Annotated in this window: 25 protein-coding genes; 12 read left to right on the forward strand and 13 right to left on the reverse strand. The window is 39.0% G+C overall.

The features are described 5' to 3' along the window. Positions 1–8: 8 nt before the first annotated feature. Positions 9–308: an isoamylase early set domain-containing protein gene (locus A7967_RS07640; protein ID WP_054203802.1), complete on the reverse strand. Its 300-nt coding sequence runs from the start codon at positions 306–308 to the stop codon at positions 9–11. Positions 309–800: 492 nt separating this feature from the next. Here A7967_RS07640 and A7967_RS07645 point away from each other — a divergent pair, with 492 nt between their 5' ends. Beyond that, positions 801–2,714: a putative bifunctional diguanylate cyclase/phosphodiesterase gene (locus A7967_RS07645; protein WP_054203896.1), complete on the forward strand. Its 1,914-nt coding sequence runs from the start codon at positions 801–803 to the stop codon at positions 2,712–2,714. A gap of 87 nt (positions 2,715–2,801) precedes the next feature. Continuing rightward, on the forward strand, positions 2,802–3,731 hold the full coding sequence (locus tag A7967_RS07650; protein WP_054203803.1) for a hypothetical protein: 930 nt from the start codon (positions 2,802–2,804) through the stop codon (positions 3,729–3,731). Here the strand turns inward: A7967_RS07650 and A7967_RS07655 are convergent. Together A7967_RS07655 and A7967_RS07660 are read right to left on the reverse strand one after the other, a co-directional pair. Then, positions 3,723–4,748, reverse strand: a complete 1,026-nt coding sequence (locus tag A7967_RS07655) for a GGDEF domain-containing protein (RefSeq protein WP_054203804.1) — start codon at positions 4,746–4,748, stop codon at positions 3,723–3,725. The two genes, A7967_RS07650 and A7967_RS07655, sit on opposite strands and share 9 nt — an antisense overlap. 440 nt (positions 4,749–5,188) lie before the next feature. Further along, positions 5,189–5,617 carry an Lrp/AsnC family transcriptional regulator gene (locus tag A7967_RS07660; RefSeq protein ID WP_054203805.1) on the reverse strand — a complete coding sequence of 143 codons (429 nt, stop codon included), beginning with the start codon at positions 5,615–5,617 and terminating at the stop codon, positions 5,189–5,191. A gap of 201 nt (positions 5,618–5,818) precedes the next feature. Between A7967_RS07660 and A7967_RS07665 the strand changes: the two genes are divergently transcribed. From A7967_RS07665 to A7967_RS07680, 4 genes are read left to right on the forward strand one after another with little or no spacing between them, the layout of a single operon-like run. After that, positions 5,819–7,024, forward strand: coding sequence for an aspartate aminotransferase family protein (locus A7967_RS07665; RefSeq protein WP_054203806.1), 1,206 nt, complete (start codon positions 5,819–5,821; stop codon positions 7,022–7,024). A 42-nt stretch (positions 7,025–7,066) separates the two neighbouring features. Beyond that, the gene (gene astA / locus A7967_RS07670) at positions 7,067–8,101 is read left to right on the forward strand and encodes an arginine N-succinyltransferase (RefSeq protein ID WP_054203807.1); all 1,035 of its coding nucleotides are present in this window, start codon (positions 7,067–7,069) and stop codon (positions 8,099–8,101) included. Positions 8,102–8,118: 17 nt separating this feature from the next. After that, positions 8,119–9,600 (forward strand): succinylglutamate-semialdehyde dehydrogenase, encoded by a 1,482-nt coding sequence (astD, locus tag A7967_RS07675; protein WP_054203808.1) that lies wholly within the window; start codon positions 8,119–8,121, stop codon positions 9,598–9,600. Between the two features lie 47 nt (positions 9,601–9,647). Continuing rightward, positions 9,648–10,451, forward strand: coding sequence for a DUF1338 domain-containing protein (locus A7967_RS07680; protein WP_054203809.1), 804 nt, complete (start codon positions 9,648–9,650; stop codon positions 10,449–10,451). Between the two features lie 134 nt (positions 10,452–10,585). Here A7967_RS07680 and A7967_RS07685 read toward each other — a convergent pair whose 3' ends face one another. Then, positions 10,586–11,866 carry a flavohemoglobin expression-modulating QEGLA motif protein gene (locus A7967_RS07685; RefSeq protein WP_054203810.1) on the reverse strand — a complete coding sequence of 427 codons (1,281 nt, stop codon included), beginning with the start codon at positions 11,864–11,866 and terminating at the stop codon, positions 10,586–10,588. 66 nt (positions 11,867–11,932) lie between these two features. Beyond that, positions 11,933–12,826 carry a TlpA family protein disulfide reductase gene (locus tag A7967_RS07690; RefSeq protein WP_054203811.1) on the reverse strand — a complete coding sequence of 298 codons (894 nt, stop codon included), beginning with the start codon at positions 12,824–12,826 and terminating at the stop codon, positions 11,933–11,935. Positions 12,827–12,981: 155 nt separating this feature from the next. Between A7967_RS07690 and A7967_RS07695 the strand changes: the two genes are divergently transcribed. The 5 genes from A7967_RS07695 to A7967_RS07715 all read left to right on the forward strand — a co-directional run bounded on the left by A7967_RS07695 (position 12,982) and on the right by A7967_RS07715 (position 16,731). Beyond that, positions 12,982–13,239, forward strand: a complete 258-nt coding sequence (locus tag A7967_RS07695) for a DUF3081 domain-containing protein (RefSeq protein ID WP_054203812.1) — start codon at positions 12,982–12,984, stop codon at positions 13,237–13,239. A 2-nt stretch (positions 13,240–13,241) separates the two neighbouring features. Further along, positions 13,242–13,544, forward strand: a complete 303-nt coding sequence (locus tag A7967_RS07700; RefSeq protein WP_099458976.1) for a hypothetical protein — start codon at positions 13,242–13,244, stop codon at positions 13,542–13,544. 106 nt (positions 13,545–13,650) lie between these two features. Then, on the forward strand, positions 13,651–15,249 hold the full coding sequence (locus A7967_RS07705) for an AbgT family transporter (RefSeq protein WP_054203814.1): 1,599 nt from the start codon (positions 13,651–13,653) through the stop codon (positions 15,247–15,249). A 71-nt stretch (positions 15,250–15,320) separates the two neighbouring features. Then, positions 15,321–15,860: a protein tyrosine phosphatase family protein gene (locus A7967_RS07710; protein WP_064435597.1), complete on the forward strand. Its 540-nt coding sequence runs from the start codon at positions 15,321–15,323 to the stop codon at positions 15,858–15,860. An 82-nt stretch (positions 15,861–15,942) separates the two neighbouring features. Beyond that, the gene (locus tag A7967_RS07715; protein ID WP_054203816.1) at positions 15,943–16,731 is read left to right on the forward strand and encodes a hypothetical protein; all 789 of its coding nucleotides are present in this window, start codon (positions 15,943–15,945) and stop codon (positions 16,729–16,731) included. A 77-nt stretch (positions 16,732–16,808) separates the two neighbouring features. Here A7967_RS07715 and A7967_RS07720 read toward each other — a convergent pair whose 3' ends face one another. Together A7967_RS07720 and fdxA are read right to left on the reverse strand one after the other, a co-directional pair. Continuing rightward, positions 16,809–19,046: a carbohydrate binding family 9 domain-containing protein gene (locus tag A7967_RS07720; RefSeq protein WP_099458977.1), complete on the reverse strand. Its 2,238-nt coding sequence runs from the start codon at positions 19,044–19,046 to the stop codon at positions 16,809–16,811. 133 nt (positions 19,047–19,179) lie between these two features. After that, the gene (gene fdxA, locus A7967_RS07725; protein ID WP_054203897.1) at positions 19,180–19,503 is read right to left on the reverse strand and encodes a ferredoxin FdxA; all 324 of its coding nucleotides are present in this window, start codon (positions 19,501–19,503) and stop codon (positions 19,180–19,182) included. A gap of 166 nt (positions 19,504–19,669) precedes the next feature. Here fdxA and A7967_RS07730 point away from each other — a divergent pair, with 166 nt between their 5' ends. Next, complete coding sequence (locus A7967_RS07730) at positions 19,670–21,280, forward strand: NAD(P)/FAD-dependent oxidoreductase (protein ID WP_054203818.1); 1,611 nt, start codon at positions 19,670–19,672, stop codon at positions 21,278–21,280. A gap of 331 nt (positions 21,281–21,611) precedes the next feature. Here the strand turns inward: A7967_RS07730 and A7967_RS07735 are convergent, their stop codons facing one another. From A7967_RS07735 to A7967_RS07760, 6 genes are all read right to left on the reverse strand, one after another. Next, a complete protein-coding gene (locus A7967_RS07735; protein ID WP_054454692.1) occupies positions 21,612–22,913 on the reverse strand; it encodes a DEAD/DEAH box helicase in 1,302 nt (433 codons plus the stop codon). A 67-nt stretch (positions 22,914–22,980) separates the two neighbouring features. Then, positions 22,981–23,412 carry a hypothetical protein gene (locus A7967_RS07740; RefSeq protein WP_054454694.1) on the reverse strand — a complete coding sequence of 144 codons (432 nt, stop codon included), beginning with the start codon at positions 23,410–23,412 and terminating at the stop codon, positions 22,981–22,983. Positions 23,413–23,414: 2 nt separating this feature from the next. After that, positions 23,415–24,218, reverse strand: a complete 804-nt coding sequence (locus A7967_RS07745) for a MipA/OmpV family protein (protein WP_212760594.1) — start codon at positions 24,216–24,218, stop codon at positions 23,415–23,417. 1 nt (position 24,219) lies between these two features. Continuing rightward, positions 24,220–25,449, reverse strand: a complete 1,230-nt coding sequence (locus tag A7967_RS07750; protein WP_064435598.1) for a beta-ketoacyl-ACP synthase — start codon at positions 25,447–25,449, stop codon at positions 24,220–24,222. Then, the gene (fabG, locus tag A7967_RS07755; protein ID WP_064435599.1) at positions 25,449–26,174 is read right to left on the reverse strand and encodes a 3-oxoacyl-ACP reductase FabG; all 726 of its coding nucleotides are present in this window, start codon (positions 26,172–26,174) and stop codon (positions 25,449–25,451) included. The genes A7967_RS07750 and fabG overlap by 1 nt, the downstream gene beginning before the upstream one ends. Beyond that, the gene (locus A7967_RS07760) at positions 26,174–26,629 is read right to left on the reverse strand and encodes a hotdog family protein (RefSeq protein WP_064435600.1); all 456 of its coding nucleotides are present in this window, start codon (positions 26,627–26,629) and stop codon (positions 26,174–26,176) included. Before A7967_RS07760 ends, fabG begins: the two co-directional genes overlap by 1 nt. Position 26,630 lies beyond the last annotated feature (1 nt).

Here is a 26,630-nt window from a genome sequence, read left to right on the forward strand (position 1 = left end):
ATCGCGCCTTATATACGTTGTGTATTAACTATACTATTTTCTGTTCCGAAGCTATTTGCAATGTAACCATCAGCTTGATGATCATTGTCCCAAATGCAGCCATTTACTAAATATCTAAAGTGGAACTGTTGATCACTTGGTAATCGTTGTTTGAATTTAAAACAGCGCCCTTTCTTGTTGAACTTCATATTAACGGGTTGCCAATCAGTAAACTCAGCAACAAGTTGAACTTCTTCAGCTTCCGGGTGCTGAAATTCAAATGTCACTTCAGCTTCATTTTTGGTTTTAAAAAATCGTTTGCTTAACATAGCGGGCTCCAACTAAACCTTTTGGTTAATTAATCCTTGCCACCGTGCTGTGTTCAACTACTCAACATATGCAGGGGTGTTATACGTAAAAACATTGTTTGTTAGTAAATCAAAGTTATGTTTATGCTTTATGACAGTGCAATTAAAATTTAATTGCACAATTTTAGTGCAATAAATGATAAAAAACCCATCAAAAAGAAACATCGCAATGAAGATAGCAATAAACAAACCACTTTGTGGTTAATGTTCGAAATATAGCCTATAAAGTAGTTAAGAATTATTCTCAGGTAAAGTGAAAAAAATTAATGTCCTCCTTGAGTAAAAAAGCTATACACCTTATGTATTTACTCTATTTCATCATAAAAATGATCACTCCTGTACAATTGTACTCGAAATGTTTTGTCACCCGCTGTCACAAACTATATACTGAGAAAAACCTTCAATCCCTAATAATAACTTCAAAGCTGAAATGGGATCCTTATGGCTAATGTAATGACTAACTTTTTTCGTTCTTTCGGTATTGCTTTAATAGCCATTATTGTTTTTGGCTATTGCCTAAATGTATTGCTTACAAAACAAATCAACAACATCAACCCTCAGCAATCAAACATAGCTCTACGTACGTTTAAAATCGCCAATACACAGCTTGAAATGCCGCCTTGGTACAATCCGATATTGAGCGGACACCATCTAATACACAGTAATAACAACGACTATTTATTAATAAAAATTACAGAGACCGAGTTTATTACTGCCAAAGCGTCATCTGTTTTAAACGCAACACTACTATCCCCTGCCAATTTAATATTATTAATATTGCTGGGCTTATGGTTAACTTGGTATTTAGGGAAGGCTCGCCAAATAAAGCGCGAACATAATGTTATTAACCAATTACACCTGCAAACACATAAATTGGTAAGTGCTTTTAATATTCAGCTTCCTCCACTTGATAATCCCACATCAGTAGCAAAATTGAGCCAAGCAATTAATGCCCTCAATAACCATGTCACTACATACGCACGAGAAACTCAAACAAGTATTTGCCAAGATAAGCTCACGCTACTGATTGATCGCCATGCTTACATCGAGCACTTAGATCGTCAGCTAAATGGCGCTGAAATAAAAAACATTAACTGTGCATTATTGTTCATTGATTTGGATGGCTTTAAACAAGTTAATGATTCATTTGGACATAGCTTTGGTGATGAAGTACTCATTCAAGTCGCCGAGCGACTTGCTAATGTTCTTCGCCACCATAAACTGAATGATTTAAATCCGACCAGTTTATTAGAACAAAATTTAGCTCGCTTAGGTGGTGATGAGTTCTCAATTTTTATTAATGAAATCGATTCTGACACTAAAACCTTAGATGTTGCTCAACACGTTTTAAATGAAATAGAACGTGACTTTGTACTCGGTAATAAAATTATAAAAATTAGTGCCAGTGTCGGTATTGCCGTTTACCCAGAAAGCGCATCAACACCCCATGCGTTATTACAAATGGCCGATGTGGCTATGTATCGGGCAAAAACAGATGGTCGTGGTATTTTTAAGGTCTATTCGCCTGAAATGGGCAACAAGATGCGTCGTTACCATTATTTATTAGAAGAGTTACGTTTAGCAATAGCGTGTCAGAATTTTCACTTATCTTTTCAGCCCATTGTTCACGTAGAAGACTGTGCAATAGATTACTTTGAAGCTCTAGTCCGTTGGGATCACCCTGTAGAAGGTGCAATATCCCCTGTTGAGTTTATTCCGATAGCAGAAGAATCAAATCTTATTTTAGAGCTTGGTGATTGGATAATGCTCGAGTCGTGTAGACAAATGTCAGCATGGCATAATGCTGGTATGCGTAAAGTAAAAATATCTGTCAATGTGTCAGGTATCCAACTTAAACATCGTCCAATTCACGAATGGGTAATGAAAAAACTAGCTAAAACAGGACTTCCACCAAGCTCCTTGATGCTAGAAATAACGGAATCAACGTTGATAACAGCCAGTGAGACTATAATTAATGAACTTGAAAAATTGCGAAAAGAAGGTGTAACCATCGCCATTGATGATTTTGGTACTGGTTTTAGCTCTTTAAGTACTCTAGCTGATTTGCCAATTGATGTAATAAAAATAGATCGATTATTCATCGCACAAGCTAACGAAAACCCTAAATATAATGAAATTCTAAACTCAATTAGTGAACTAGGCACAAAATTAGGGCTTAAAATTGTTGCAGAAGGTGTTGAAGAAATAGAACAATTTGAACTAGTAAAACGTATGGGAATTAGCAGCGTACAGGGTTACCTTGTAAGTCGTCCACAGTCATCGCTAAATGTTGGTAATAAAGTTTTACAAGGTAATGTTAATCATATCGCAGCGACGGGGACCGGCGTGTGGAATCTGGAAAGTTAAATATTGACTCTAAATTTATTAGACGTAGAAATTTACGCTAAAATAGATAATAATAGTTAGCAATTTAGTACTTAGACATCCTCATACATGCTTAAAAAAAGCCTATATTCACTTATCTCTATCGTATTTTTAGTTACAACTATTTCAATAAGCATTTCAATTTATACCCTATATAGTAAAAAGGCAGTGAGTGTCGATCCTAAACTAAAAGAAATTTCCGGTATTGAGTTTGATAAAGGTAATCACCTGTGGGCTATAAACGATGGTGGTGACGAAGCTAAACTTTATCGCCTAAGAGAAGATGGGTCTATCGCCAAGGAAGTACTTGTCACAAACGCAAAAAATATTGATTGGGAGGATATGACTCAAAATGACTTCGGGCACTTCTTTTTAGGTGATTTTGGCAATAATAAACAAGAGCGAAAATGGCTAACAATTTATAAAATTGAAAACCCGATTGATATAAAAACAAACACCACAGAGGCTGAAATCATAAAGTTTACGTATCCTGAACTTGATGGGAGCCCTATTGCTGCAAGTAAACGCAATTTTGATTTAGAAGCATTTGTTGCTTTTGGTCGTCATTTATATCTATTTACTAAAAATCGCACTGTTCCCTTTGATGGCATAACTAATGTATACAGAGTAGGTGATCATGCAGCTAATTTTGACGCAAAACTTGTCGGATCTTTTAAAACCTGCACAACAATGGAAAAGCTATGTTGGATAACTTCCGCAGCACTAAGCCCTGATCGAAAAAAACTTGTATTACTTGATTCAACCAGTATTTGGTTATTCGAAAACTTCTCCGAAGATAAGTTTTTTTCCGGTGACGTATCGCGTATTGATTTAGGTATTGTTACTCAAAAAGAAGCTATTACGTTCTACGATGAAAATACCATAGTCTTCACAGACGAGGAATTTAAAGGGATCGGCGGGAATGCTTATATCATCAAGCTTGATGAAGTAAAAAAGAATAAAATAATTAGGTCTGCCTCAAGTAATAGATCAGAATAAATCGATGTCTGAACTCTTATCAGGTGAATCAATCAAGTTATCAGCAATTAGCTCCTCATAAAAACAAAGTTTATCGCGTCCATTTTCTTTTGCGTAATACAGTGCCTTATCTGCATTTTCTAATACCGTTATCGGAAAGTCATAAGGGCTGATACGCGACATACCGATACTCAGGGTCATCTTTGCTACAAATGGGAAATGAGTTGCTCTTATCATTTCAAGAAATTGACTCATCTTTTCATTAATTGATTCAAAATTAGTTGGTTCAAATACAATAACAAATTCCTCGCCACCAAAACGAAATATCAAATCGGTCGAACGAAAAAAATGACGCATTCTCTGAGCAAGTACCAGTAACACCTCGTCTCCACAGACGTGTCCGAACTTGTCATTAATACTTTTAAAGTGATCAATATCAATCATTGCAAGCCAAGATGTTGAGCTTTGCTTTAACTTCCTATGGCAATCAACCTTCGTTAACTTGTGTTGCTTTAGTACCTGTTTTTCAATGAGCTGCTTAATTTTTTTATCAAAAGTTTGACGGTTTAGCAACCCCGTTAGCTTATCTCGCTCATTTTCATGTAAAATAAATAAGTAGTTTTCAAAGATTCGGCAAAAAGCGTTCAGTAATACTTGATCCGCACTTTTCAATTCGTTACATACTATTGAGATTGCGCCTATGGGTTTGTCTTGAAATGAAATTGGCAACCAGCGCTTTTCAACTCCATCATTCGACTTCACTGTGATAATACATGCAGAGCGTAAGCACGATACAAGTTCAGGTTCGGGATCATCTATTATCTGTCTTGGCCCCCAGATAAATTCTTTATCGTTAAGAGTCTGCAAAGACAAACTACGTTCAATTGTCAATTCTTCTTGGACATCCAAATCTTTATAAACAGCAATTTCTGAGCAATCAACAAACTCATTAATTGTTGAAATAAGGCTATATTCTAGTGAATCAATGTCTCTATTTTTAGTTATTTTAATAACAGAATTTAATAAACTTTCCTGCATATGACCTCTGTATTCGAGTAACTAGCAAATTGATAATAATTTACAGAATAAAATAAGTACTGAATTAATATACCCAAACCACCTCAATATGTGAGCGTCGTTGGAATTTAAAACGATTTAGGCAAGGCATTGATTGCAAGTAATAGTGGTTCTATTGTTAAAATCAATCCCTTATAAAAGTAACGCAGTATAAATCGTTTTAAAACCAACCCATTGGGCGTTTCACCGGCACTTACTCTCATCGTTGTTGCTTCTTAAAAGGGACTGCCATTCTTGCAAAGTAACGCCTTGATATTAGGCCCCTGTGAAACGCTGAACTCTGCATATTGAGGTGGCTTGGGTATAGTATAGTGTGTTAATACAATTTAAGCTTAAAATATTAGTAAAGTTATTTTAAGTTTAATCCCATCCTATTTTCTCAACGGAGGTAACCCTACATATTACCGCTTAAATTTGGTCTCTAAGATAACCGATGAGGTTGTACGCTCAACGCCATCTAAATTACCAATATCATCGAGTAAATGACTTAGCTTTTCTAAATTTTGCGCTTGAACAACTGCAATTAAATCAAATTCACCGCTAATTGCATAAAGTTGTGAAATAGCGTCAATTTGCTTTAGTTCAAGATTGGTTTTTGTTGTTAGCTTTTGCTTCACTTTAATCGAAACGTGTGCCGATACCATGGCATTTAAATACGCCTCTCCATAATCAACACTGTACCCTTTAATAATGCCGCTTTCTTCGAGTTTTAGCATCCTACTTTGTACTGTAGAGCGTGACAAATTTAACGCTCTTGCTAAATCTGAAATACTCGCACGTGCGTTTGTACGTAGTATAGATAGTAATCTTTCATCTTGTTGACTAATCATTTTGGCAACACTCTTCGTTATTTTGCTTTTTATTATCGTCAATTTTAACAAAATAGCACTGCAAATTGAATCTCTGAACCATGATAATAGTAAAACAACAACTAAAGAGCTGTTTTTAAGCAGCTATATATTTTATAAATATTCGTTTTTATAACTTTTTTATAATTTACCCTCTCATATTCGTTATTTTAGGTGCGTCAAATGCAAGTAAATAGAGACTTATTCAATCATGTTATGGTTCCAAACTACAACCCGTCGGATGTTATTCCTGTTCGCGGACAAGGATCACGAGTGTGGGATCAAAACGATAAAGAGTTTATTGATTTCGCCGGTGGCATAGCGGTTAATTGTTTAGGGCATTGTCACCCTGCACTTGTAAATGCTTTAAAAGAGCAAGGCGAGAAAATTTGGCATTTATCAAATGTTATGACTAATGAGCCTGCATTGCGTTTAGCAAAGAAAATTACCGATGCAACATTCGCAGACAAAGTTTATTTTGCGAACTCAGGAGCAGAAGCAAACGAAGCGGCACTCAAACTTGCTCGTCGTTTTGCGTTGGATATACATGGTGCTGACAAAACGCAAATTATCGCATTTAACAAAGGCTTTCACGGTCGTACATTTTTCACTGTAACTGTAGGTGGGCAAGCCGCCTATTCTGATGGATTTGGCCCTAAACCTGCTGCAATCGATCATTGTGACTACAATGATTTGAACGCATTTGAAGCACTTATTAGCGACAAGACATGTGCGGTTATGATGGAGCCCTTGCAAGGTGAAGGTGGTATTATTTCGCCTACAAGCGATTTTATTAAAGGTGTGCGCACTTTGTGCGACAAACACAATGCATTACTTATCTTTGATGAAGTGCAAACGGGTGTTGGCCGTACAGGGTCTCTTTATGCATACGAAGAATTAGGTGTAACCCCTGATATTTTAACAACAGCAAAAGCCCTTGGTGGGGGATTTCCAATTGGCGCAATGATCACAACAACCGACATTGCAGCACATCTAAAAATTGGTACACATGGCTCAACATATGGTGGCAACCCATTAGCTTGCGCCGTTGCAGAAGCTGCATTTGATACCGTTAATACCCCTGCTGTACTTGCTGGCGTTAAAGAACGTGAACAACTTTTTCGAGCCGGCTTTGCTCAAATCAACGAAAAATACGACGTATTTAGTGAAGTCCGTGGTAAAGGTCTATTATTAGGTGCTGTACTTAACAGTAAGTTTGAAGGACGTGCACGGGACTTTCTCGTCGCAAGTACTGAACACGGACTTATGAGTTTGGTCGCTGGTACAAACGTTATTCGGTTTACACCTTCGCTCGTGATCCCACTAGAGGATATAAAAGAAGGTTTAGCACGCTTTGAAAAAGCAGTGGCAGATGTTGTAAACGCTTAACCTAATTTAGCACCCTACATGGGTGCTAATGGAGCACTTTGAATGCAAGTATTACGTCCTATCACCGCCAACGATTTTGATGCGTTAAAGCAAATTGCAATCGAATCTGGCCATGGTTTTACATCATTGCCCGTTGATGATGCTTTATTGCTAGAAAAAATTGAACGCGCAGAAAGAAGTTTCGCGAAAAACATTACTCAGCCCCACGACGAAACTTACTTATTCGTATTAGAGGACAGTGAAACAGGGCAAGTCGTTGGCACCACAGCGATTGAGGCTGCGGTGGGTTTGAACGTGCCATTATACCATTACCATCTAGGTAAAACAGTTCACCACTCTGCAACCCTAAAAGTATATAACACAGTTGATATTTTAAGCATGTGTAATGATTACACAGGCTGCTCTGAGATTTGTACATTATTTTTACGCGAAGACAGCCGTAAAGGCTTGGCTGGACGTTTTTTATCACGTTCACGATTTTTGTTTATGGCACAGCACAGTGAACGATTTGCTGACACGATCATTGCCGAAATGCGCGGTGTAAGCGACGAAGACGGCCACTCACCTTTTTGGCAATGGCTTGAAGAACACTTTTTTAGTATTGAATTTCCTCAAGCTGATCACCTTGTTGGTTTAGGCGATAAATCGTTTATAAGTGAACTCATGCCTAAATACCCTATTTATGCCAATTTACTCAGTAAGAAAGCGCAGGCAGTGATAGGAAAAGTTCATGAGCATACAAAACCTGCACTGAAACTCCTTGAAAAAGAAGGCTTTGAACATCGTGGCTACGTTGATTTATTTGATGCTGGGCCAACCGTTGAAGCAAAGTTAGGAAATATACGCAGTGTGCGTGAATCCTTAGTGTGCCCGATATCAATTGGTGAGCTGGATCATATTAATGAACAAAGCTCCGACACACTCGCTATTTGCAACCAAGGCGTGAATGACTTCAGAGCAACGTTTACCAAACACGCTCACTATAACCATGCCAAGCACACTTTAATTATTAGCCGTGAAGTTGCAACCGCACTTAAATTAAAACAAGGGGATGCAGCGCGTTTCTTCCGCCTGTAACCTCGTAGGAGTTTATAATGAGCATTGAGACTCAAAGTACACAGTTAATCAATAACCAATGGCATGCTGGCCTAGGTCATGACTTTAATTCAATTAACCCTAGTAATGGTCAGATAATCTGGCAAGGCAAAACGGCAAGTAAAGAGCAAGTTGATGCTGCAGTAAAGTCAGCGCGTCTGGCACAATTAGCATGGGCTGAATCATCAATTGAAAATAGAATTACAATTCTTGAAAACTTCGTTGCTCAACTAAAAAAACACAGCGAAGAGTTTGCTACCATAATTGCAAGCGAGACAGGGAAACCACTTTGGGAATCGCGCACTGAAGTTGGCGCAATGGCAGGTAAAGTTGCTATTTCTATCAATGCACATAACGAACGTACGGGTACCACAGAAAACTCAATGCCAGGTGCTAAAGCATTTATTCGTCATAAACCACATGGCGTAGTCGCTATTTTTGGCCCATATAATTTTCCTGGCCATTTACCAAACGGCCATATTGTTCCAGCCATTTTAGCTGGCAATACGGTGGTATTTAAACCCTCAGAGCTGACGCCTTTAGTCGCGCAATACACGCTCAGTTTATGGTTAAAAGCAGGTTTGCCAGCAGGTGTCATTAACCTTGTCCAAGGTGAAGTGCAAACAGGTATAGCACTTGCGAGCCATCAAGATACTGACGGTTTATTTTTTACTGGTAGTTCAAACACAGGCCATTTATTGCATAAACAATTTGCAGGTCACCCTGGCAAGATTTTAGCATTAGAAATGGGTGGCAATAACCCCCTTATTATTAAAGGTGTAGCTGATGTAAGTGCCGCAGTCCATGACATCATTCAATCAGGGTTTATTACTTCTGGCCAGCGCTGTACCTGCGCGCGTCGTGTGTTTATTGAAAACACACCAAATGGCGATGCCATTTTAGAAAAACTGATCACCGCCACTAAACAAATTAATGTAGCGGATAGTTTTAGTGAAGATCAACCCTTTATGGGCGCTATGATCAGCGAAAAAGCAGCGTTAGGTATGGTGGCCGCTCAGCAGCAGCTATTATCGATGGGTGCCAAGTCACTCGTTACGCTTGCTCATTTAAAGTCAGGAACAGGATTTGTAAGCCCAGGTATTATTGATGTAACCAACGTGGCTGATATTCCTGATGAAGAACACTTTGGACCGTTAATTAAAGTTTACCGTTATAACGATTTTGACAGTGCTATTAGTGAAGCGAACAATACGTCATTTGGTTTATCTGCTGGTCTATTAAGTGATTCACGTGATGACTATGATCATTTTTTAAAGCGTATTCGCGCTGGAATTGTTAACTGGAACCGCCCAATTACAGGTGCATCCAGTGCGGCACCTTTTGGTGGTATTGGTGCCAGCGGTAACCACAGAGCAAGCGCCTATTATGCAGCAGATTACTGCTCATATCCTGTTGCATCAGTTGAAGCATCACAGGTTAATCTACCTACAACCCTTGCGCCGGGCTTAATCATCGAATAATCAGCCTGTGGCGTAACGGCCACAGTAACCAAATTAAGGAATTAAAAATGCACACAAATGTAAATACTCTTTTTGACAACTTATGGCAAAACTACCTTGCAGTCACTCCTTCAGCTGTAAAAGTACATGAATTACTTGGATCAACGCAAAAAGATGATGTGATCAATGATCATATTGCGCTTCGTACCTTTAATCATGAAAAAATTGGGCTTGAAAAACTAGCAGCTCATTTTCTAGCGGTAGGTTACAAAGAATGCGGTGAATACCACTTCGAAGCTAAAAAACTATACGCCAAACATTATGAACACACTGATCCAAAGCAGCCAAAAGTATTTATCTCTGAGCTGCTAGTAGAAAAGTGCTCCACTGAATTGCAAAATATCGTCAACGAGATGGTTGCAAACATCGACGAAAGCGCAGTTACCGGCGATAATTTTTTATATTCGGGTACTCATTGGCAAGTTGACGCTGATACCTACAAGGCATTATTAGCTGAGAGTGAATACGCAGCATGGATGTCAGCATGGGGTTACCGTGCAAACCACTTTACCGTAAACATCAATGAGCTTGCCAAGTTTGATAACATTGAAGATGTAAACCAAGCACTTAAAGACGCAGGTTTTGCACTTAATACTTCAGGCGGGGAAATAAAAGGTTCACCTGCTGTACTATTAGAGCAATCATCAACGCTTGCTGATGACTTTGAGGTTGAATTTAGTGACACAAAAATGAGCGTTCCGAGTTGTTTTTATGAGTTTGCTATTCGTTATGCTAAGCCTGATGGTGAGCTTTATACCGGCTTTGTTGCCGCCTCAGCAGATAAAATATTTGAAAGTACTAACGCGCGTTAATAAAATAATACGGCTTGCTAAATTATTTACATAAAAGCTGAACTAAGGCCCTACAATTTTTGTAAGGCCTTTTTGTAATACATACTAATTAGTTAAGTTGTTCAATTATTTAACCGATTGATGTAATAAATTCATCACAAAAATAGCGGTTTATAATCATTCTCTAATTGTTCAAATGACAGGTTACCTATAAAACGGCCAAAACTAAGCCACGTTGCCAAACCTCTTAAATCTTTAAAGTGCGGTGGCACAAACTTAGGTGATTCTATTACGCCTAAATCATGCAACTGGGAAATCAGTCTAAAGTCATCTATCGAAATTTTACCGACTAACAATAATGGTAATTGATCAATACGACCAAGCTGTATTGCTACACGTATTAAATTATAAACCAGTACAAACCCTTTTATATATGCGATGTCTTTTGTAAAGGGTAATCCTGTCGCTGTACTGCCTCTAAATACGCGTTGTGCCAGGGTATAGCTTTCATCTTTGCTTAAACCTTGCGCAACGTAATCTCGATAAATATCAACAAACTCAGCGCCATCAATCACCTTAGTCACCGCTTGAATGCGGTTTACTAGCTTCGCTAAACGACGCGGTGTTGATTTAAGCGTGATGATCTCAGTTAAAACAGCAAGCCCTTCTTGGGTCACGGTAGAGCTGGGTGTCCCTTTGCTTAAGCATGTTAAATAAGGCTGAGCTAAGCCATTTTGTGTGGTGCCAACATGGATCCACCCTTCATGAACTTCTAAAATATCTAGCTCACGTTGTGAAAACTTCACGTCTTGATTCAGCTTAATATTGTTAGCGCCCGCAGCGGCGTCACTGACGATCCCATCGCTAATCATCACCTCAACATCGATACCTGGCATGCTTAATTTCACTTGTTCAGCAAGAATTTTAACCGCTTCATCGGCATCAATATTCTTAGGGTCATCAGGTAAAATGTCCGCAGAAAGTAAGTTTTTAAGAGGCAACTCGAGCATATTTGCAAGCTCTGATAATGATGGCTCCCCCGCATGAAATAAATCTTTTGGATGCCCAAACAACTCGACAGATAAGTCATGGAACTCAGGTGTGCCTCTGTATTCAAGCATACTCAGTACTGTTTTATATTCAGTACACATTTTGCTCATGTATTGCGCTATCGGGTTTAATTGCCCGAGCTGGCTGATAATATTACGATTTAAATCAGAAAATGCTTGACGTAAATCACTCGGAACAAAGCCTAAATCACGTTGTTGGTAATAGGCTCTATCTACGAGCGGGTTCTTTTGACACTTTTGTCTGAAAAACTCTTCTTTTACGCTTTTATCCCAATTAATGGCATCTAAAATACGTATCGGTGTTTGCAGCGCGATTAATCGATCTGATAACTCCCGAGTTTTAAGTAATAACGCCTTATCTATCATGCTCTAAGCTCAGTGGGGGATGAGCCTTGAGCATAGGATAGTTTTTCGTATATTCAAAGCAAATTATTACTGCTTTAGCATATTAATTGGGCTTGAAAAGTCAGTAACTCGCTGTATTACTTTAGCGTCTTTATAGAGTAATAAAGTAGGAACTTGACTCACTTCATTGGAAATAAATAAGTCATTCCCATGATCTATATAAAGTGGATGAAGCACTTTAAATTTTTCTACGTACTCAGCCACAGCGGCTTCATCCGTCCATAGTTGACTCACTCTCGCCTCTGTATCTATTCCCTGCGCCGTTAAGGCATTTATTTGCTCTTGTGCTGCAATACAGTTTTTTGCCATCTTTGGGCGAGTATCCGCTAAATACCAGTCGCACCAAGTCGCTGTATATAAAACGGCTTTTAAGCCTTTGTCTGGAATGGTGAGAGTAAGCGCTACTTTTTGAGTCTCTTTATCCAATAAGCGTGGCTTTTCAACAACACCATCATGAGATAGTAATCGTAGTGTGTTATCAAGTGCTTTGTCAGCATCATGCCCTTGAAAAATCACTCTCCCCGTTTTATCCAGTAATACATGAAAAGGCGTACCTCTAAACTCATAGTTTTTCGCGACTTTAGCGGTATCATCAGTCATAATCGGCATTGTTAAATTAAAGCGTTTTTTAACAGCCTCTACAGCACTCGGATCATCATTGAGGTCGATATTAATTGCTATCGTATCAACTGACTCCCCATATTGTTCATATGCATGCTGAAAATGCGGCATTTGTTCCATACACGGTTTACACCACGTAGCCCAGAATTTTAGATACACAGGTTTTTTACCTATAATTTGGTTTAGTTCAAAGAGTTCGCCCTGTTGGTTTTTTAAAGTCAGGCTTGATTCATTTGCCTGTGTAGTTGCACTGCCTAAACATAAAAATAACCATAACGCTGTAACGTATATACATTTCATCTTTGTCATCCCTAAAATAAAAACACTTTAGCATAGCAACTTAAGAGCTAACTTGTAATTTTGCGACATTTTCAGTGACTTTAATTCGATGGTTTAAACTAAATGTTATGCCCATACGTAATGATTAATAGATCAACAAATAATTTGGAGTAGCAATGAAAAATGACATTGATGGCAAACAAGTACTTGCGGTATATGAGCGAATTATCCAACGTGGTGAGATTACTGAAGAAGGCAAATACTATATGGGGTTAACAGCGTTTTCTGATATTGATGGGTACACGGTTTATTTAAAAGGCAGTGGTGTAACGCTGAGATTTGGGTTTCACAATACTTACCATCTTGATTATGAGCACGACAAGCATAAAGATGACTTTCTTAAAAAAATCATTAACATCTTTAATGAGGAATAATTGTGTCACTACATCGTCCTCGTCGCGCGCGACCTAAGAATAATAGCAAAGGCACTGTATTCATAAACCATGTAATTGAACGTTTGCGTGAAGATCCGAGCAAGTTAGATATTATCCGAAAAAACTTGGATGAATATCGCCAGCAACGTTTTCTCAAACGTGGTTTTTTATTAGCTATCGAAAGATTTGATTGGGTATTTGAGGCCTCAAATAATATTGATGATATATGTGAGCAAATATTAGCTGATGACTATATAGGCAACAGATTACGTCGTTACCCTTTGTTATTTAAAGGTGTTCGCTAACATTAGGGGTAATTTAACGTACTAAGTAATTAAGTCACCGTTTATAGGTGATACTAAACGTAAAAAATGATAGATTGCGGCAATTTTAAAATTTTGAGAACCAGCTATGTCAAAAGTTGTCGACACTGCAAATTCAACACCGCCTGAAAAACAATCGGGGTTATTTAACCGATTTTTAGCAACCGTTGAGTTTATGGGGAATATGTTACCCCACCCTATCACCTTATTTGCGATGTTTTGTGTAGCCATCGTTGTTTTTAGTGGCATCGCCGACTGGTTTGGCTTAAGTGCGATTGATCCGCGTCCAATTGGATCTGCAGGGCGTGATCCTGATGGTGTTATTGAAGTGGTCAGTTTACTAAGTGCTGAAGGTTTACAACGCATAGTGACCGGGTTAGTAACTAATTTTACAAGCTTTGCCCCTTTAGGGACTGTGCTTGTGGCCTTACTTGGTGTAAGTGTTGCTGAGCATTCAGGGCTTTTATCTGCTGCAATGCGCGGCATGGTTATGGGTGCTTCAAAACGTTTAGTTACTTTTATGGTTGTTTTTGCGGCTATTTTATCCAACACCGCATCAGAGCTTGGTTACGTTGTTTTAATTCCGCTCGCTGCAATGATATTTCACAGCTTAGGCCGTCACCCATTAGCGGGCCTTGCTGCCGCTTTTGCCGGTGTTTCCGGTGGTTACAGTGCCAACTTATTATTAGGAACTATTGATCCATTACTTGCGGGTATCACTACTCCTGCTGCACAAATGATCGATCCTACTTATCAAGTTGGCGCAGAAGCTAACTGGTATTTCATGATGATTTCGGTTTTACTTATCGCAGTTCTAGGTACCTTAGTCACCGAAAAAATTGTTGAACCACGCCTTGGTAAATACAACCCTGACGATGCAAGTGCAGATTTAGAGCAAAATAATATTCAAGGTTTAACAGCTGTTGAAAAGTCAGGCTTAAAATGGGCAGGGTTTTCTTTATTAGTTGTATCACTATTATTAGCGTGGACTATTGTGCCTGCTGATGGCATTTTGCGTAATCCAGAAACGGGTCTAGTTACACAATCACCATTTTTAAAAGGGATTGTCGTATTTATATTTGTTACTTTTGGTATTCCTGGGTTTGTGTATGGTCGTGTTGTCGGCACCATGAAAAATGATAAAGATGTCATTGATGCTATGAGCAAAAGCATGAGTTCAATGGGCATGTACATTGTATTGGTATTCTTTGCAGCACAATTCGTCGCATTTTTTAAATGGACAAATTTAGGCACTATTTTAGCAATCAATGGCGCTGCTATGTTACAAGCGCTTAATCTGACTGGCCCCGAGGTATTCGTACTCTTTATTTTTATGTGTGCTTTAGTTAATTTAAGTTTAGGCTCTTCATCGGCGCAATGGGCCGTTACCGCCCCTATTTTTGTACCAATGCTTATGTTAATTGGTTATGCACCAGAGACAATTCAAGCCGCGTACCGTATTGGTGACTCAGTTACTAATTTAATCACACCAATGATGAGTTACTTTGGGCTCATACTCGCGGTAGCCACTAAGTATAAAAAAGACATGGGAATTGGTACACTCGTCGCTACGATGCTGCCATATAGCATGATATTCTTTGTTGGTTGGGTCGCCTTGTTCTATCTGTGGGTCTTTGTTCTAGGCTTGCCTGTTGGGCCTGACTCACCCATTTATTATACTCCTTAATAATAATATTTTAATAATGCCAGCACCCGCTGGCATTATTACATTTATACCTACCAAATGAGGCCTCAACTATGAAAGCACTTTTTCTAACCTTATTTACTTGCTGTTTATTAAGTACACCTTGCATAGCAGAACAAAAAAATCCTCAAGTAATTGAGTTAATAAAGCTAAACAATTTCGCTAACCCTCAAGAAAATATTTATACCTCAGGGCAGCCGACACAAGCACAGCTTTCGCAACTTGCTGACAAAGGGGTAAAGCATATTATAAACCTACGCGGTAAAAATGAAACTCAGTGGGATGAAGAAGATGTTGTAAATACACTTGGTTTGCAATACGCGGCATTACCAATAACTTCAAAGGCTGATATAAATGTTACAAACGCTATTTTATTACAGAAATTGCTAAATGAAACATCATCTGAGGCAACTTTATTGCATTGTGCCAGCAGCAATCGTGTCGGTGCCCTTGTTGCTGTATACCATGCAACTGAGCTTAAACTGCCCATTGAGCAAGCAATAGCAATCGGTAAGCAATGGGGTTTAAAAAGTTTAGAATCAGTTGTCACAGATGAAGTTACCCGCTATCAAAACACGCTAATACAAAAATAATAAACGCAGGGTAATAATTAGTTGTTTTAATTATAAATCTCGATTGTTAAACTCACCCCAACTTACTTAAATGGATTTAAAAATGAAAAAAATTCTACTTTTACTTGCTCTATTTTGTTCCTCAGCTCAAGCAATTGAATTTCAAAAATACCCTATTCTTTTAGAGTCATCCAGTGGCGAACATGTAACGATCATTGAAAGCCGAGATAAATCTCAGGCTTTAATTAAAGTGGTCGGTGTTAATAGCCCAATTGATGAAGTCGTTTTTTTAACAGACTTAAAACCTCACGGCAGTATTGAAGCTTATAAATACACTTTTGATGGTGAACAACGCGCTTTAATCACAAAAGGAAAAAGCTATAGCTGTTGCAACTACACGCTATATTTGCCGAATACACGACAAGGTATTTACTTATCAGAACTAAAAGATAAACGCTCAACCGCTATTTCTGAAGATGTATATGCGCAATATCAGGCACAACAAGAACAAGGTATACAACTAAAATTGGCTAAGTTTGATCGTGACAATAGCATTAAACAATCGCAAATAGCATTAACTGCTGCAACCAAAGAACTTAATAAGTTTTGCGGTAAAAACATTACAACAACAGTTAATTGGCAAGAACTTGATGATAAAATACTGCAGACCTACGCTGTCGGTGCTTATTGTGCTCAAATTGCAACAAGCTTGGCACAACAATGTAAAAAACAACCTGAATTTAAAACGAAAGCACAGCGGTTTGGAAAAATTTCATGTGAGTTTGCTGATGAACTAAAGCTACGCCACACCGATACGTTAATTCAATTTAAAACAGCGCCAAAAGCCCCAAATCAAGCTCAGTTTGTTGAAGCCTATTTACGTAATCTCTAGCTCAAAAGTAAAAAGCCCTAACATTAGGGCTTTCAAATTCTAATAAAGTACGGTTAACGCTTAAAGTAACTGTTCCTTTAAAGCTGCCATGCATAGCTAAGCTTTGTAAAAAACGTACGTTGATTTCGCTCTAAACTTTTCAGCGAATCATTTTGGTAACCTTTATCAGAATACCCTAAGTAAAACAGTGTTTGAGCATTGATCTTGTAAGAATAAATTAGCTGATTACCTAACTCTCGATTCGTCTGATTAACAGCATAATAATAGGCCTCTTTATTACGGTCAATATCTTCAAACTGCATAACCAGTTTAAGCATAGAGCGCATATTAAATTTATAGTAAATACGTAAATCAGTTTGATTAGCAGTATAAATTCGCTCGCCATTTTGAGCATTCAAACGACTATAGCTATGCTCTAATTGCACTTGCCAATGGTCATTAATATCCCAAGTAAACTCAGGTTCAATGGCCAGTAACTCACCTAGCTGCTCATTGCTATAATCTATTTTACTGCCAAATTCACTGTATAATGTTAAACGAATGTCATTAGTTGGATTAAACCCACCGTACACAAAACCAATGTTTTGGTTATAAAACTCATCATAATAATTTTCATTTCGGTGGGTTAAACCAAATTGTAAAAATGACTGTAACTGTCCATTTAATTCAACAACTGCTTCATATTCTTCTTCAAGTAAGCGGCCATCAAGTGCCCATGATTTATCCCAATCAGCTTCATATGAATATTCTGTTATGATGTTATCAGCATCGAGATACCAGGTTTGACCGCCCCCTAGATTTACTTTTTTGTAATCAACTTTTGCTTGGTAACCTAAATCAGTACGGTAATCTTCACCCACGTGCTCGTAACTTGCATATAACTCATAATCACGCTTTTCTCGTGTAAATTCAATTTTATAGGCTTGATCTGATTGATCTTGCTTTAAATTATATTTATCAACAAGGTAAGTCGAATTCTTCGTGTCTGCGGTAGCAACTTGGTACATTAAACTATCTGTTTGGTTAAACCAGTAACTACCATCAAGAGACAATACCGTATTATGATAATCAGCTGATTCACGATGGGTAGTCATTACGCCAATGGTACCTTGTTCGCCTATATCATATTGATAACGCCCTACTGAGGCTTTTGATTTACCCCCTAAGTTAGCAAAACCTGAACCTTGATTTGTAGGTAATAACACACTGGTATTTTCATCATCAGCATACATAAAACCATAGCTATGGTTATTGGTTTTACCTGTTATTTTTGCGCCAATTTCAGGCTCTGCAATAGTACGGGTATAAAGTAATTCAAATAGACTACTCTTAAAATACGATGCGCCATCTAAAAAGAAGGGGCGCTTTTCAGCAACATAAATTGAATAGGTGGTGTTTACATCCAGCTCTAACTCATCTGCTTCCACTTGTGAGAAATCAGGGTTAATTGTTGCATTGATCACCGCATCTTGCGTGATCCCCCAGCGTAAATCTAAACCAGCTTCAGTATCAATATCACCATTTTCCCAATCGCCCGGCACTGTGTCTTTAACATCATGACGTAGTGCTGTAAATGTTGGTGTTACTTGAATATTTTTACTAGGCTCCATGGCATTAAAGCCAGTAATTTTGTCAAATTGGCAAAAGCTGCATTTTGTGTCACGGTCAAATCCGACGTTCGACATTTGGTATGTCACATCACGAGGATAATTTCGCCACGCAGCAAAACTCCATGTCATATCCGCTTTATTTTTAGGAAATCGCAATGCGGTAAATGGAATTCGCATTTCCACCACATAGCCTTGCTCAGTAATTTGACCGGCGCTATCCCAAATTGCATTCCAAGATGGGTCTTCACTCCAGCCATCTGTATCAGTCATACGCATATCCCCTTGAGCACCCAGCGGATTTACATAAAACTCATAGCCTGTACGTTCATCATTGAATGTATCAATCATTATTGCGACATTATCGTCAGACCATAAAGTATCTCGGTCTCTTAATGCTGCACGTATTTGACTCGGATCATTATCGTATGCAATAAAACCAACATATAGATAGCTGCCATCTTCATACAGGTAGGCATCAGTTTTTACCGGTGGCGTACCTTTTTCATTAGGTTCATTTTGATATTTCAGAGCAACTAATGTGGCTTGTTGCCAATGGGGTTCATTGAGTTGGCCGTCTATATCGATACTTTTATCAATATGGGCCAGATTGAATTGTTGCTTTTCAGCTACGCTAAAGAAGCTACATACTGTCAGTACGACAAAGAATACTTTTATATTTATCGATTTTAGAAGCTGCATAAACATCCGTTTAGAATCAGATTACTCATCAGGAGTAAATTAATTCGTAAAGTTTAATTCAAGCAGGGTCATTTGTTAATAGTTTAATTAAATAAATGTTATTAATAATTAATAAATTGGAGGTGAAATGGTATTTAAATTAACTTTCGATTAATTTTAGTTTGTTTGCAACGCCATTCCAGGTGTCTGCATCATCTGGTGCGGGTTTAACTTCAGTTATTCTCGGCCACACAAGTGCAAGTTCAGCATTAAGTTCGGTAAAATCTTTTTGCGATTCGGGTAATTCATCTTCTTGATATATTGCTTCAGCAGGACACTCAGGTACACATAAACCACAATCAATACAATCAATTGGACTAATTGCTAAAAAGTTAGGCCCCTCATAAAACGCATCTGCAGGGCATACTGATACACAGTCCGTGTATTTACATTTAATGCAATTTTCAGTGACTACAAATGCCATATTCTTACTATGCCTATATTTACTCAACAACAGCGCTGGATCATACCCAACGCTTGAAAAAATACAATAAATAATCACTGCCATCGCAGCTTAAATTAACGTAAAATACGCGCCATTGTGAGCGGTTCGCCAAAGTGACTGCTAAGACACCTAATAGAGATTAAATATGATACGTTTAACAGAAATAAAACTGCCTCTTGAGCATAGCGAAGACGCAATTGAACAAGCCATTATTACCAAGCTTGCCATTAATGCAGATCAACTTCACAGTTTTAACGTCTTTAAACGTGGTTACGACGCACGTAAAAAAACCGCTATCTTACTCATTTATACCCTTGATATTGTCGTTGATAATGAAGAGCAGCTACTCGACAAGTTTGCAAAAGATCAACACGTTAAAGTCGCACCTGATACCAGCTATAAGTTTGTAGGTAAGGCACCTTCCACAATCCAAGAGCGTCCTGTTGTTATTGGTTTTGGGCCTTGTGGTTTATTTGCAGGCTTGATATTGGCACAAATGGGCTTCAAACCTATTATATTAGAACGCGGTAAAGAAGTACGCGAACGCACAAAAGATACATTTGGTTTTTGGCGTAAACGTACTTTAAATACGGAGTCAAATGTACAATTTGGTGAAGGCGGCGCAGGTACATTCTCTGATGGCAAACTATATAGCCAAGTAAAAGATCCAAAGCATTATGGTCGAAAAGTAATTACTGAATTTGTAACCGCAGGTGCACCAGAGGAAATTTTGTACGTAAGCAAACCTCATATCGGTACCTTTAAACTCGTTACCATGATTGAAAAAATGCGTGCAAGCATTGAAGCGCTTGGCGGTGAAATTCGTTTTAGCACCCGTGTCGATGATATTTTACTAGAAGACGGTCAAGTTACCGGTCTTAAACTTTCATCAGGCGAGCAACTCAATACTCGCCATGTTGTGCTTGCTGTGGGTCACAGTGCCCGTGATACTTTTCAAATGGTGCATGACAAAGGTATTTACGTTGAAGCAAAACCATTTTCTGTTGGCTTTAGAATTGAGCATAAGCAATCAATGATTGATGAATGCCGTTTTGGTACGAATGCGGGCAATCCAATTCTTGGTTCAGCTGATTATAAACTTGTACATCATTGCGACAATGGCCGGACTGTTTACAGCTTTTGTATGTGCCCGGGTGGAACTGTGGTTGCTGCAACATCAGAGGAAGGTCGCGTTGTTACCAATGGCATGAGCCAATATTCACGTAGTGAACGCAATGCAAACAGCGCTATCGTTGTGGGCATTTCCCCCGATGAAGATTTCCCAGGGCATCCACTAGCTGGCATTGATTTGCAGCGCAAACTCGAAGAACAAGCATACGAGTTAGGTGGCAGTAATTATGACGCACCTGCACAATTAATTGGTGACTTCTTAAAAGGGAAAGACTCAAGTACATTAGGTGATGTTAAACCTTCGTATACTCCAGGCATTAAGCTAACTGATTTGGCAAAAGTGCTACCACGTTTTGCAATTGACGCCATCCGTGAAGCAATCCCTGCATTTAACAAGCAAATTCGTGGTTTTTCAACTAATGATGGATTATTGACGGGTGTTGAAACACGCACTTCATCACCTATTTGCATCAAACGCGATAAGAGTATGCAAAGCATTAATACCCTAGGCTTATATCCTGCCGGTGAGGGTGCGGGCTACGCAGGTGGTATTCTTTCCGCAGGTATTGATGGGATAAAAGCAGCCGAAGCTTTAGCATTATCAATGATTGAGAAAAACACATAACCAAGTTTTTGACTTAATTTGATGTAAGCCCCACAAGTTGGGGCTTTTTTATGCCCATATTTTAAGTAATACCAATCGTGTTAAGTTACTGACCAATTATAGCGACAGGTAAATGGAGTGATAACAAGGCATAAATTTTGACATGGTGTTGTTCTCGGCAATTGCTTCTGCATTGCTCTACCTCCTGCATCCAGTCGTACATGAAAAAATTATAACGCAGTTAGCGCTTTATTTAGCTCGCTAGGATGGTTAAATATTTAAGTCGATTGGTATAAGAGTAACAAAAAAGCCTGAGTAAACTCAGGCTTTATCACTTTGTGTACTTTTAATATTACTTTTTCAAAGCAAGCTTTTCGCCTTTAAGGCTTTTACGTACACCTGAAATACGCGAACGGTTTTTTGCACGAGCTTCACCCGTTGCTTGACCAGAGACTTTATTACTGCGCGAACGACGTAAATGAGACGGTTTTTTACCAATTTTATCAATCAGTACTTCACGGTTACTTACTTTATAACCTGGTAAGTATTCACGCTCAATTTTTTGACCTATTAGGGTTTCAATTTCGAATAAAGTATTTTCTTCTTCACGGCTTACAAACGAAATTGCTTCACCTTGATTACCAGCACGGCCAGTACGGCCAATGCGATGTACGTAATCTTCTGCAAGCCATGGTAAATCAATATTGATCACACGCGGTAAACCATCGATGTCGATACCTCGCGCGGCCACTTCAGTTGCTACGAGCACGCGAACTTTACCCGCTTTAAAATCACTTAATGCGCGACGACGATTACCTTGCGTCTTATCACCATGACATACAGCCGCAGGAATACCATCAAGATTAAGTTCTTTGACTAACTCGTCAGCTGTGTCTTTCATATTTACAAACACAAGCACTTGCTGCCAGTTCTTTTTCCCAACAAGTTCAGATAGTAATTCTTGCTTACGGCGCTCTTCTACTGGGTAAACAACGTGATGTACAGTTGCTGCAGTGCTGTTTGTTTGATCAACGCGCACAATTTCCGCTTGCTTTAACACTTTACTTGCAAACTGCTTAATTGCCGCTGGGAATGTAGCCGAAAATAATAATATTTGGCGCTCATCAGCACAGGCATTGATCACGGTTTGCATATCACCAATAAAGCCCATATCAAGCATACGGTCAGCTTCATCAAGAACTAAATGCTTAACCTGAGCAAGGCTCAAGTTACCAAGGCGAATATGATCAAGTAAACGACCCGGAGTAGCAACAACGACATCTACCCCCTCTTTTAGACCATTCGCTTGACCTGCTATGTTAACACCGCCGAAAAGGCAAACGGTTTTAAGAGCAGTATACTTAGCAAAATCTTTAAAATTATTGGCTATTTGCTCTGCAAGCTCACGAGTAGGTGCTAATACTAATGCACGCGGTGCATTTGTTGGCGTATGCTCAACTTCAGATAACTTTTGAATAATAGGTAGAGCAAATGCAGCTGTTTTACCTGTGCCTGTTTGGGCACTGGCTAAAACATCTTTGCCTTTACGCACTGCTGGGATAGCATTACGTTGAATGGGCGTAAGGGTGTGATAGTTAAGTTCATCTAACGCCTGAAGAAGTTCAGGGGCAAAACTAAAAGATTTAAAATTCATGCTGTATAACCTGCGGCCACATTATCAAGGGTCGCAAATTATACAGCAATTTGAAGTAAGCAGTTAGTTATAACTTAACTAAAGTGCCTTTTAATGCCACACCGGCCATAATTGTGCCCGCGCCGCATTCATATTCAGTGCTACTAATGAATTTACGTTTTTTATAATACGACTGAATATTAACAACCGCATTCATCCCCTCTTTCACAGCACGTTGCTGTAGTGCTTTTAGCGCACTAAGCATCACCCATTCGCATGCTTCAGTATCAGATTTACCAAATGCATTGGTTTTTTTATTACTGATCACTTCACCGTATTTACTGCTTTCCTTACTGTAGCTTTGATCTGCAAAATACAATGGAATATCTAATAAAGCATCCTTTGCTTTACTGCTTTCTAGCAGTTGTTGAATTGGGTATTTAGTTATATCATCACGCGCTTCAACAGCTGTTGTTATTAAAGTAGTCGCTAATAACAGAGCGCTATAAACTATTTTCATCTTTATTTTCCTTGTTGAGTATAAAATTTCCATGCAACACCAAAACCAACAGATACATTACTATCTTGTTTAATTAAAGGACTACGTTGCTGTTTACTATCTGCTAAGTGGTGATATTTCACAAATCCACCGAGCCAATATTTTTTAGTATCAAAATTTACCCCTAAAGATAAATCTGTACCTGAATATCCTGAACCAACGGTAAATTCACTGCGATTTATACGGCTATTTAACGCTGATATACCATAGAAATAATTTAAATAACGACTATCAGCAAAGTTTACATTCGCTCGGATAGTGGTGGTTATTTCATAATTATCACCCGTTAACAAAAGGGTTTCAAAATAAACACTCGGCCCATACCGCCACCCTGCATTTGTCAGTGAACTAAAATCCGTCGCCATTGCTTTGCGAGTAAATAAACCAACATATAACTGTTCTTCGGCTTTAGGTGACCCTAGTAAGTAGTAATTTAATGAAGGACCGAGTTCAAAGACCCAATCAAGGTCTTCCATCCCTTCTCGTGCCTGGTTATCTTTACTATCAACCGCTAAACTAACCCCTGCTGAAATATCTAAATGCAATTTATCATGTTGCCATAAATACCCAGTTAGGTTATTACGATCTAAATCTAACTCATCACTTTGATAACGGATATAGGGCACTGGCAATATATATTGCTCACTTTGATCTGAGCCTAAATAATGGGGAATATCAGCCGCAAAAACGCCACCACCAATTTCCAGCTTAGAAGCGGATAAAACAGCACCACTAAATAGAGTAAACAATAATAGTAGCCAGCGCATTTTATTCACCTCTAAAACGCTTAAAAATAAGTGATGTATTAATCCCACCAAATGCGAAGTTATTACTCATTACATAATCAGTGTGTATCTCACGACCTTGCTCAGTGATGTAATCAAGCGGGGCACATTCACTGTCAATCTCTGTTAAATTGATCGTTGGGGCAAACCAATTATCGCTCATCATATTAATACTTGCCCACGCTTCAATCGCGCCGCATGCACCTAAAGTATGCCCCAAGTAACTTTTAAGCGAGCTAATTGGTTTTGTACCTAAAGCATTAAAAGTTGCATGAGATTCTGCAATATCACCTCGATCAGTTGATGTTCCATGGGCACTTACATAACCAATTTCATCCGCAGATAAATCAGCATCCTGTAACGCCATTTCAATCGCTACTTGCATTGTAGATGCAGTCGGCTGAGTGACATGCTGACCGTCAGAGTTACAACCAAAGCCAACTATTTCAGCTAAAATTGTCGCACCACGTGCTTTTGCATGTTCATATTCTTCTAAAATAAGCGTAGACGCGCCTTCACCTATAACTAACCCATCACGGCTTTTATCAAACGGACGCGGTGTCATTTTGGGTGTGTCATTTTGCGTGCTGGTAGCATAAAGTGTATCAAATACAGCAGCTTCAGTAACACATAGTTCCTCAGCACCACCAGCAACCATTAGCTTTTGGCGACCAAACTTGATTGCTTCATAGGCATAACCGATGCCTTGTGAGCCAGAGGTACACGCTGAACTAGTAGTAATAACACGTCCTTTAAGGCCAAAAAACACCCCTACATTTACAGGAGCCGTATGCGCCATCATTTGAATATAACTGGTTGCCGTTACACCATTCATAGAGCCAGTTTCCATCATCCGACCAAATGACACCAGCGGTTCAGTTGAGCCGATTGACGAACCATACGATACACCGGTTGAGCCATCAGTAAGCGAGGGGTGTTCTAATAATTTAGCTTGTTCAAGTGCACGTTCTGTCGCAACGGTCGACATCAACGATACTCGTCCCATCGAACGTACTTTTTTACGTGAATAATGTGCAGGGCGACTAAAATTTTCAACTGGGGCAGCGAGATTAGTATTCAAACCATCTATGTATTCCCAGCTTTTCATCTGCTTAACGGCATTTTCGCCTTTTACTAAAGCAGCCTTAAACTCATCCCAGTTATCACCAAGCGCAGTGATTGACGCCATACCTGTTACTACTACACGTTTCATTACGCCATTCCACCATTAACTTGAAGTACCTGACGAGTAATATAACTTGCTCCATCAGACATTAAAAATGCAACAGCTGCTGCAACTTCATCAGCGCTACCCATGCGGTTCGCTGGGATCATTTTAGTCATTTCTGCAATTGGAAGGTCATCAGTCATACCCGTATCAATTAAACCAGGCGCGACACAATTTACGGTAATTTTACGTTTTGCTAATTCAACTGCCAACGCTTTTGATGCACCAATCACGCCCGCTTTTGATGCACTATAATTGACTTGCCCACGATTGCCTGCAACACCAGAGACTGATGACATAGCAACAATACGGCCACCTTTACGGGTACGGACCATTGGCATAACCAGTGGATGAAGCACATTATAAAAACCATCTAGGTTAGTGTGGATAACACTGTCCCATTCATCATCAGTCATTGCTGGAAAGGCCGTATCCGCAGTAATGCCTGCATTACAGACTACACCATAAAAAGCACCATGTTGCTCAACATAATCATCAAGTACCGCTTTTGCAGTCGCTCTATCGGCTACATCGAATTGCAGAATATCAACATTAACACCTAATGCGCTGATCTCAATTTTTACTTGCTCCGCTGCCTCTATGCCTGAACGACAATGTAAGCTAATATCAAAGCCATCTTTGGCCAGTTGCAAAGCCACCGCTTTACCAATACCTTTACTTGAACCTGTGACTAATACACGTCGTGACATTACAGTTGCTCCGCTAAAAATTGTTCTGGATTTTCAGGTTGAAAAACATTTATTTTGGCATCAACTAAAATGCTATTGCCTTCTCGAATCACACATTCAAACGCGCTTAAACCATTGGGTTCGCTATAAAGTTTTGTGACATCAATTGTAAGCTTACTGCCTAGTTTAAAACCATTACAATGTATTTTATATTTGCGACTACTCACTAAAAAGCCTATCGCGACTGTCGCACCACTATCTATTTGATTGGCATTAGCATATGCGGCAATCGATTGCGCCATATATTCAATACCAACATGACTTGGCACTGTTTGTGATTGTGGATTATAAAAATTACTGTTTGGGGTAATCGTTACCGAGCAACGACCACTCTCTTCGTCGTAGCTATCTAAGCTATCAATTAAAATCATCGGTGCGGTGTGCGGTAATACATCTTCAATTTGGTGAACGGTCATA

It is taken from the genome of Pseudoalteromonas neustonica, from assembly GCF_001653135.1.
Lineage (GTDB): Bacteria > Pseudomonadota > Gammaproteobacteria > Enterobacterales > Alteromonadaceae > Pseudoalteromonas > Pseudoalteromonas neustonica.

Bases quoted from the DNA above. Each gene is read 5' to 3' on its own strand.
- A7967_RS07640 (WP_054203802.1), bottom strand. From the start codon at position 308: ATGTTAAGCAAACGATTTTTTAAAACCAAAAATGAAGCTGAAGTGACA.
- A7967_RS07645 (WP_054203896.1), top strand. From the start codon at position 801: ATGACTAACTTTTTTCGTTCTTTCGGTATTGCTTTAATAGCCATTATT.
- A7967_RS07650 (WP_054203803.1), top strand. From the start codon at position 2,802: ATGCTTAAAAAAAGCCTATATTCACTTATCTCTATCGTATTTTTAGTT.
- A7967_RS07655 (WP_054203804.1), bottom strand. From the start codon at position 4,748: ATGCAGGAAAGTTTATTAAATTCTGTTATTAAAATAACTAAAAATAGA.
- A7967_RS07660 (WP_054203805.1), bottom strand. From the start codon at position 5,617: ATGATTAGTCAACAAGATGAAAGATTACTATCTATACTACGTACAAAC.
- A7967_RS07665 (WP_054203806.1), top strand. From the start codon at position 5,819: ATGCAAGTAAATAGAGACTTATTCAATCATGTTATGGTTCCAAACTAC.
- astA (WP_054203807.1), top strand. From the start codon at position 7,067: ATGCAAGTATTACGTCCTATCACCGCCAACGATTTTGATGCGTTAAAG.
- astD (WP_054203808.1), top strand. From the start codon at position 8,119: ATGAGCATTGAGACTCAAAGTACACAGTTAATCAATAACCAATGGCAT.
- A7967_RS07680 (WP_054203809.1), top strand. From the start codon at position 9,648: ATGCACACAAATGTAAATACTCTTTTTGACAACTTATGGCAAAACTAC.
- A7967_RS07685 (WP_054203810.1), bottom strand. From the start codon at position 11,866: ATGATAGATAAGGCGTTATTACTTAAAACTCGGGAGTTATCAGATCGA.
- A7967_RS07690 (WP_054203811.1), bottom strand. From the start codon at position 12,826: ATGAAATGTATATACGTTACAGCGTTATGGTTATTTTTATGTTTAGGC.
- A7967_RS07695 (WP_054203812.1), top strand. From the start codon at position 12,982: ATGAAAAATGACATTGATGGCAAACAAGTACTTGCGGTATATGAGCGA.
- A7967_RS07705 (WP_054203814.1), top strand. From the start codon at position 13,651: ATGTCAAAAGTTGTCGACACTGCAAATTCAACACCGCCTGAAAAACAA.
- A7967_RS07710 (WP_064435597.1), top strand. From the start codon at position 15,321: ATGAAAGCACTTTTTCTAACCTTATTTACTTGCTGTTTATTAAGTACA.
- A7967_RS07715 (WP_054203816.1), top strand. From the start codon at position 15,943: ATGAAAAAAATTCTACTTTTACTTGCTCTATTTTGTTCCTCAGCTCAA.
- A7967_RS07720 (WP_099458977.1), bottom strand. From the start codon at position 19,046: ATGTTTATGCAGCTTCTAAAATCGATAAATATAAAAGTATTCTTTGTC.
- fdxA (WP_054203897.1), bottom strand. From the start codon at position 19,503: ATGGCATTTGTAGTCACTGAAAATTGCATTAAATGTAAATACACGGAC.
- A7967_RS07730 (WP_054203818.1), top strand. From the start codon at position 19,670: ATGATACGTTTAACAGAAATAAAACTGCCTCTTGAGCATAGCGAAGAC.
- A7967_RS07735 (WP_054454692.1), bottom strand. From the start codon at position 22,913: ATGAATTTTAAATCTTTTAGTTTTGCCCCTGAACTTCTTCAGGCGTTA.
- A7967_RS07740 (WP_054454694.1), bottom strand. From the start codon at position 23,412: ATGAAAATAGTTTATAGCGCTCTGTTATTAGCGACTACTTTAATAACA.
- A7967_RS07745 (WP_212760594.1), bottom strand. From the start codon at position 24,218: ATGCGCTGGCTACTATTATTGTTTACTCTATTTAGTGGTGCTGTTTTA.
- A7967_RS07750 (WP_064435598.1), bottom strand. From the start codon at position 25,449: ATGAAACGTGTAGTAGTAACAGGTATGGCGTCAATCACTGCGCTTGGT.
- fabG (WP_064435599.1), bottom strand. From the start codon at position 26,174: ATGTCACGACGTGTATTAGTCACAGGTTCAAGTAAAGGTATTGGTAAA.
- A7967_RS07760 (WP_064435600.1), bottom strand. From the start codon at position 26,629: ATGACCGTTCACCAAATTGAAGATGTATTACCGCACACCGCACCGATG.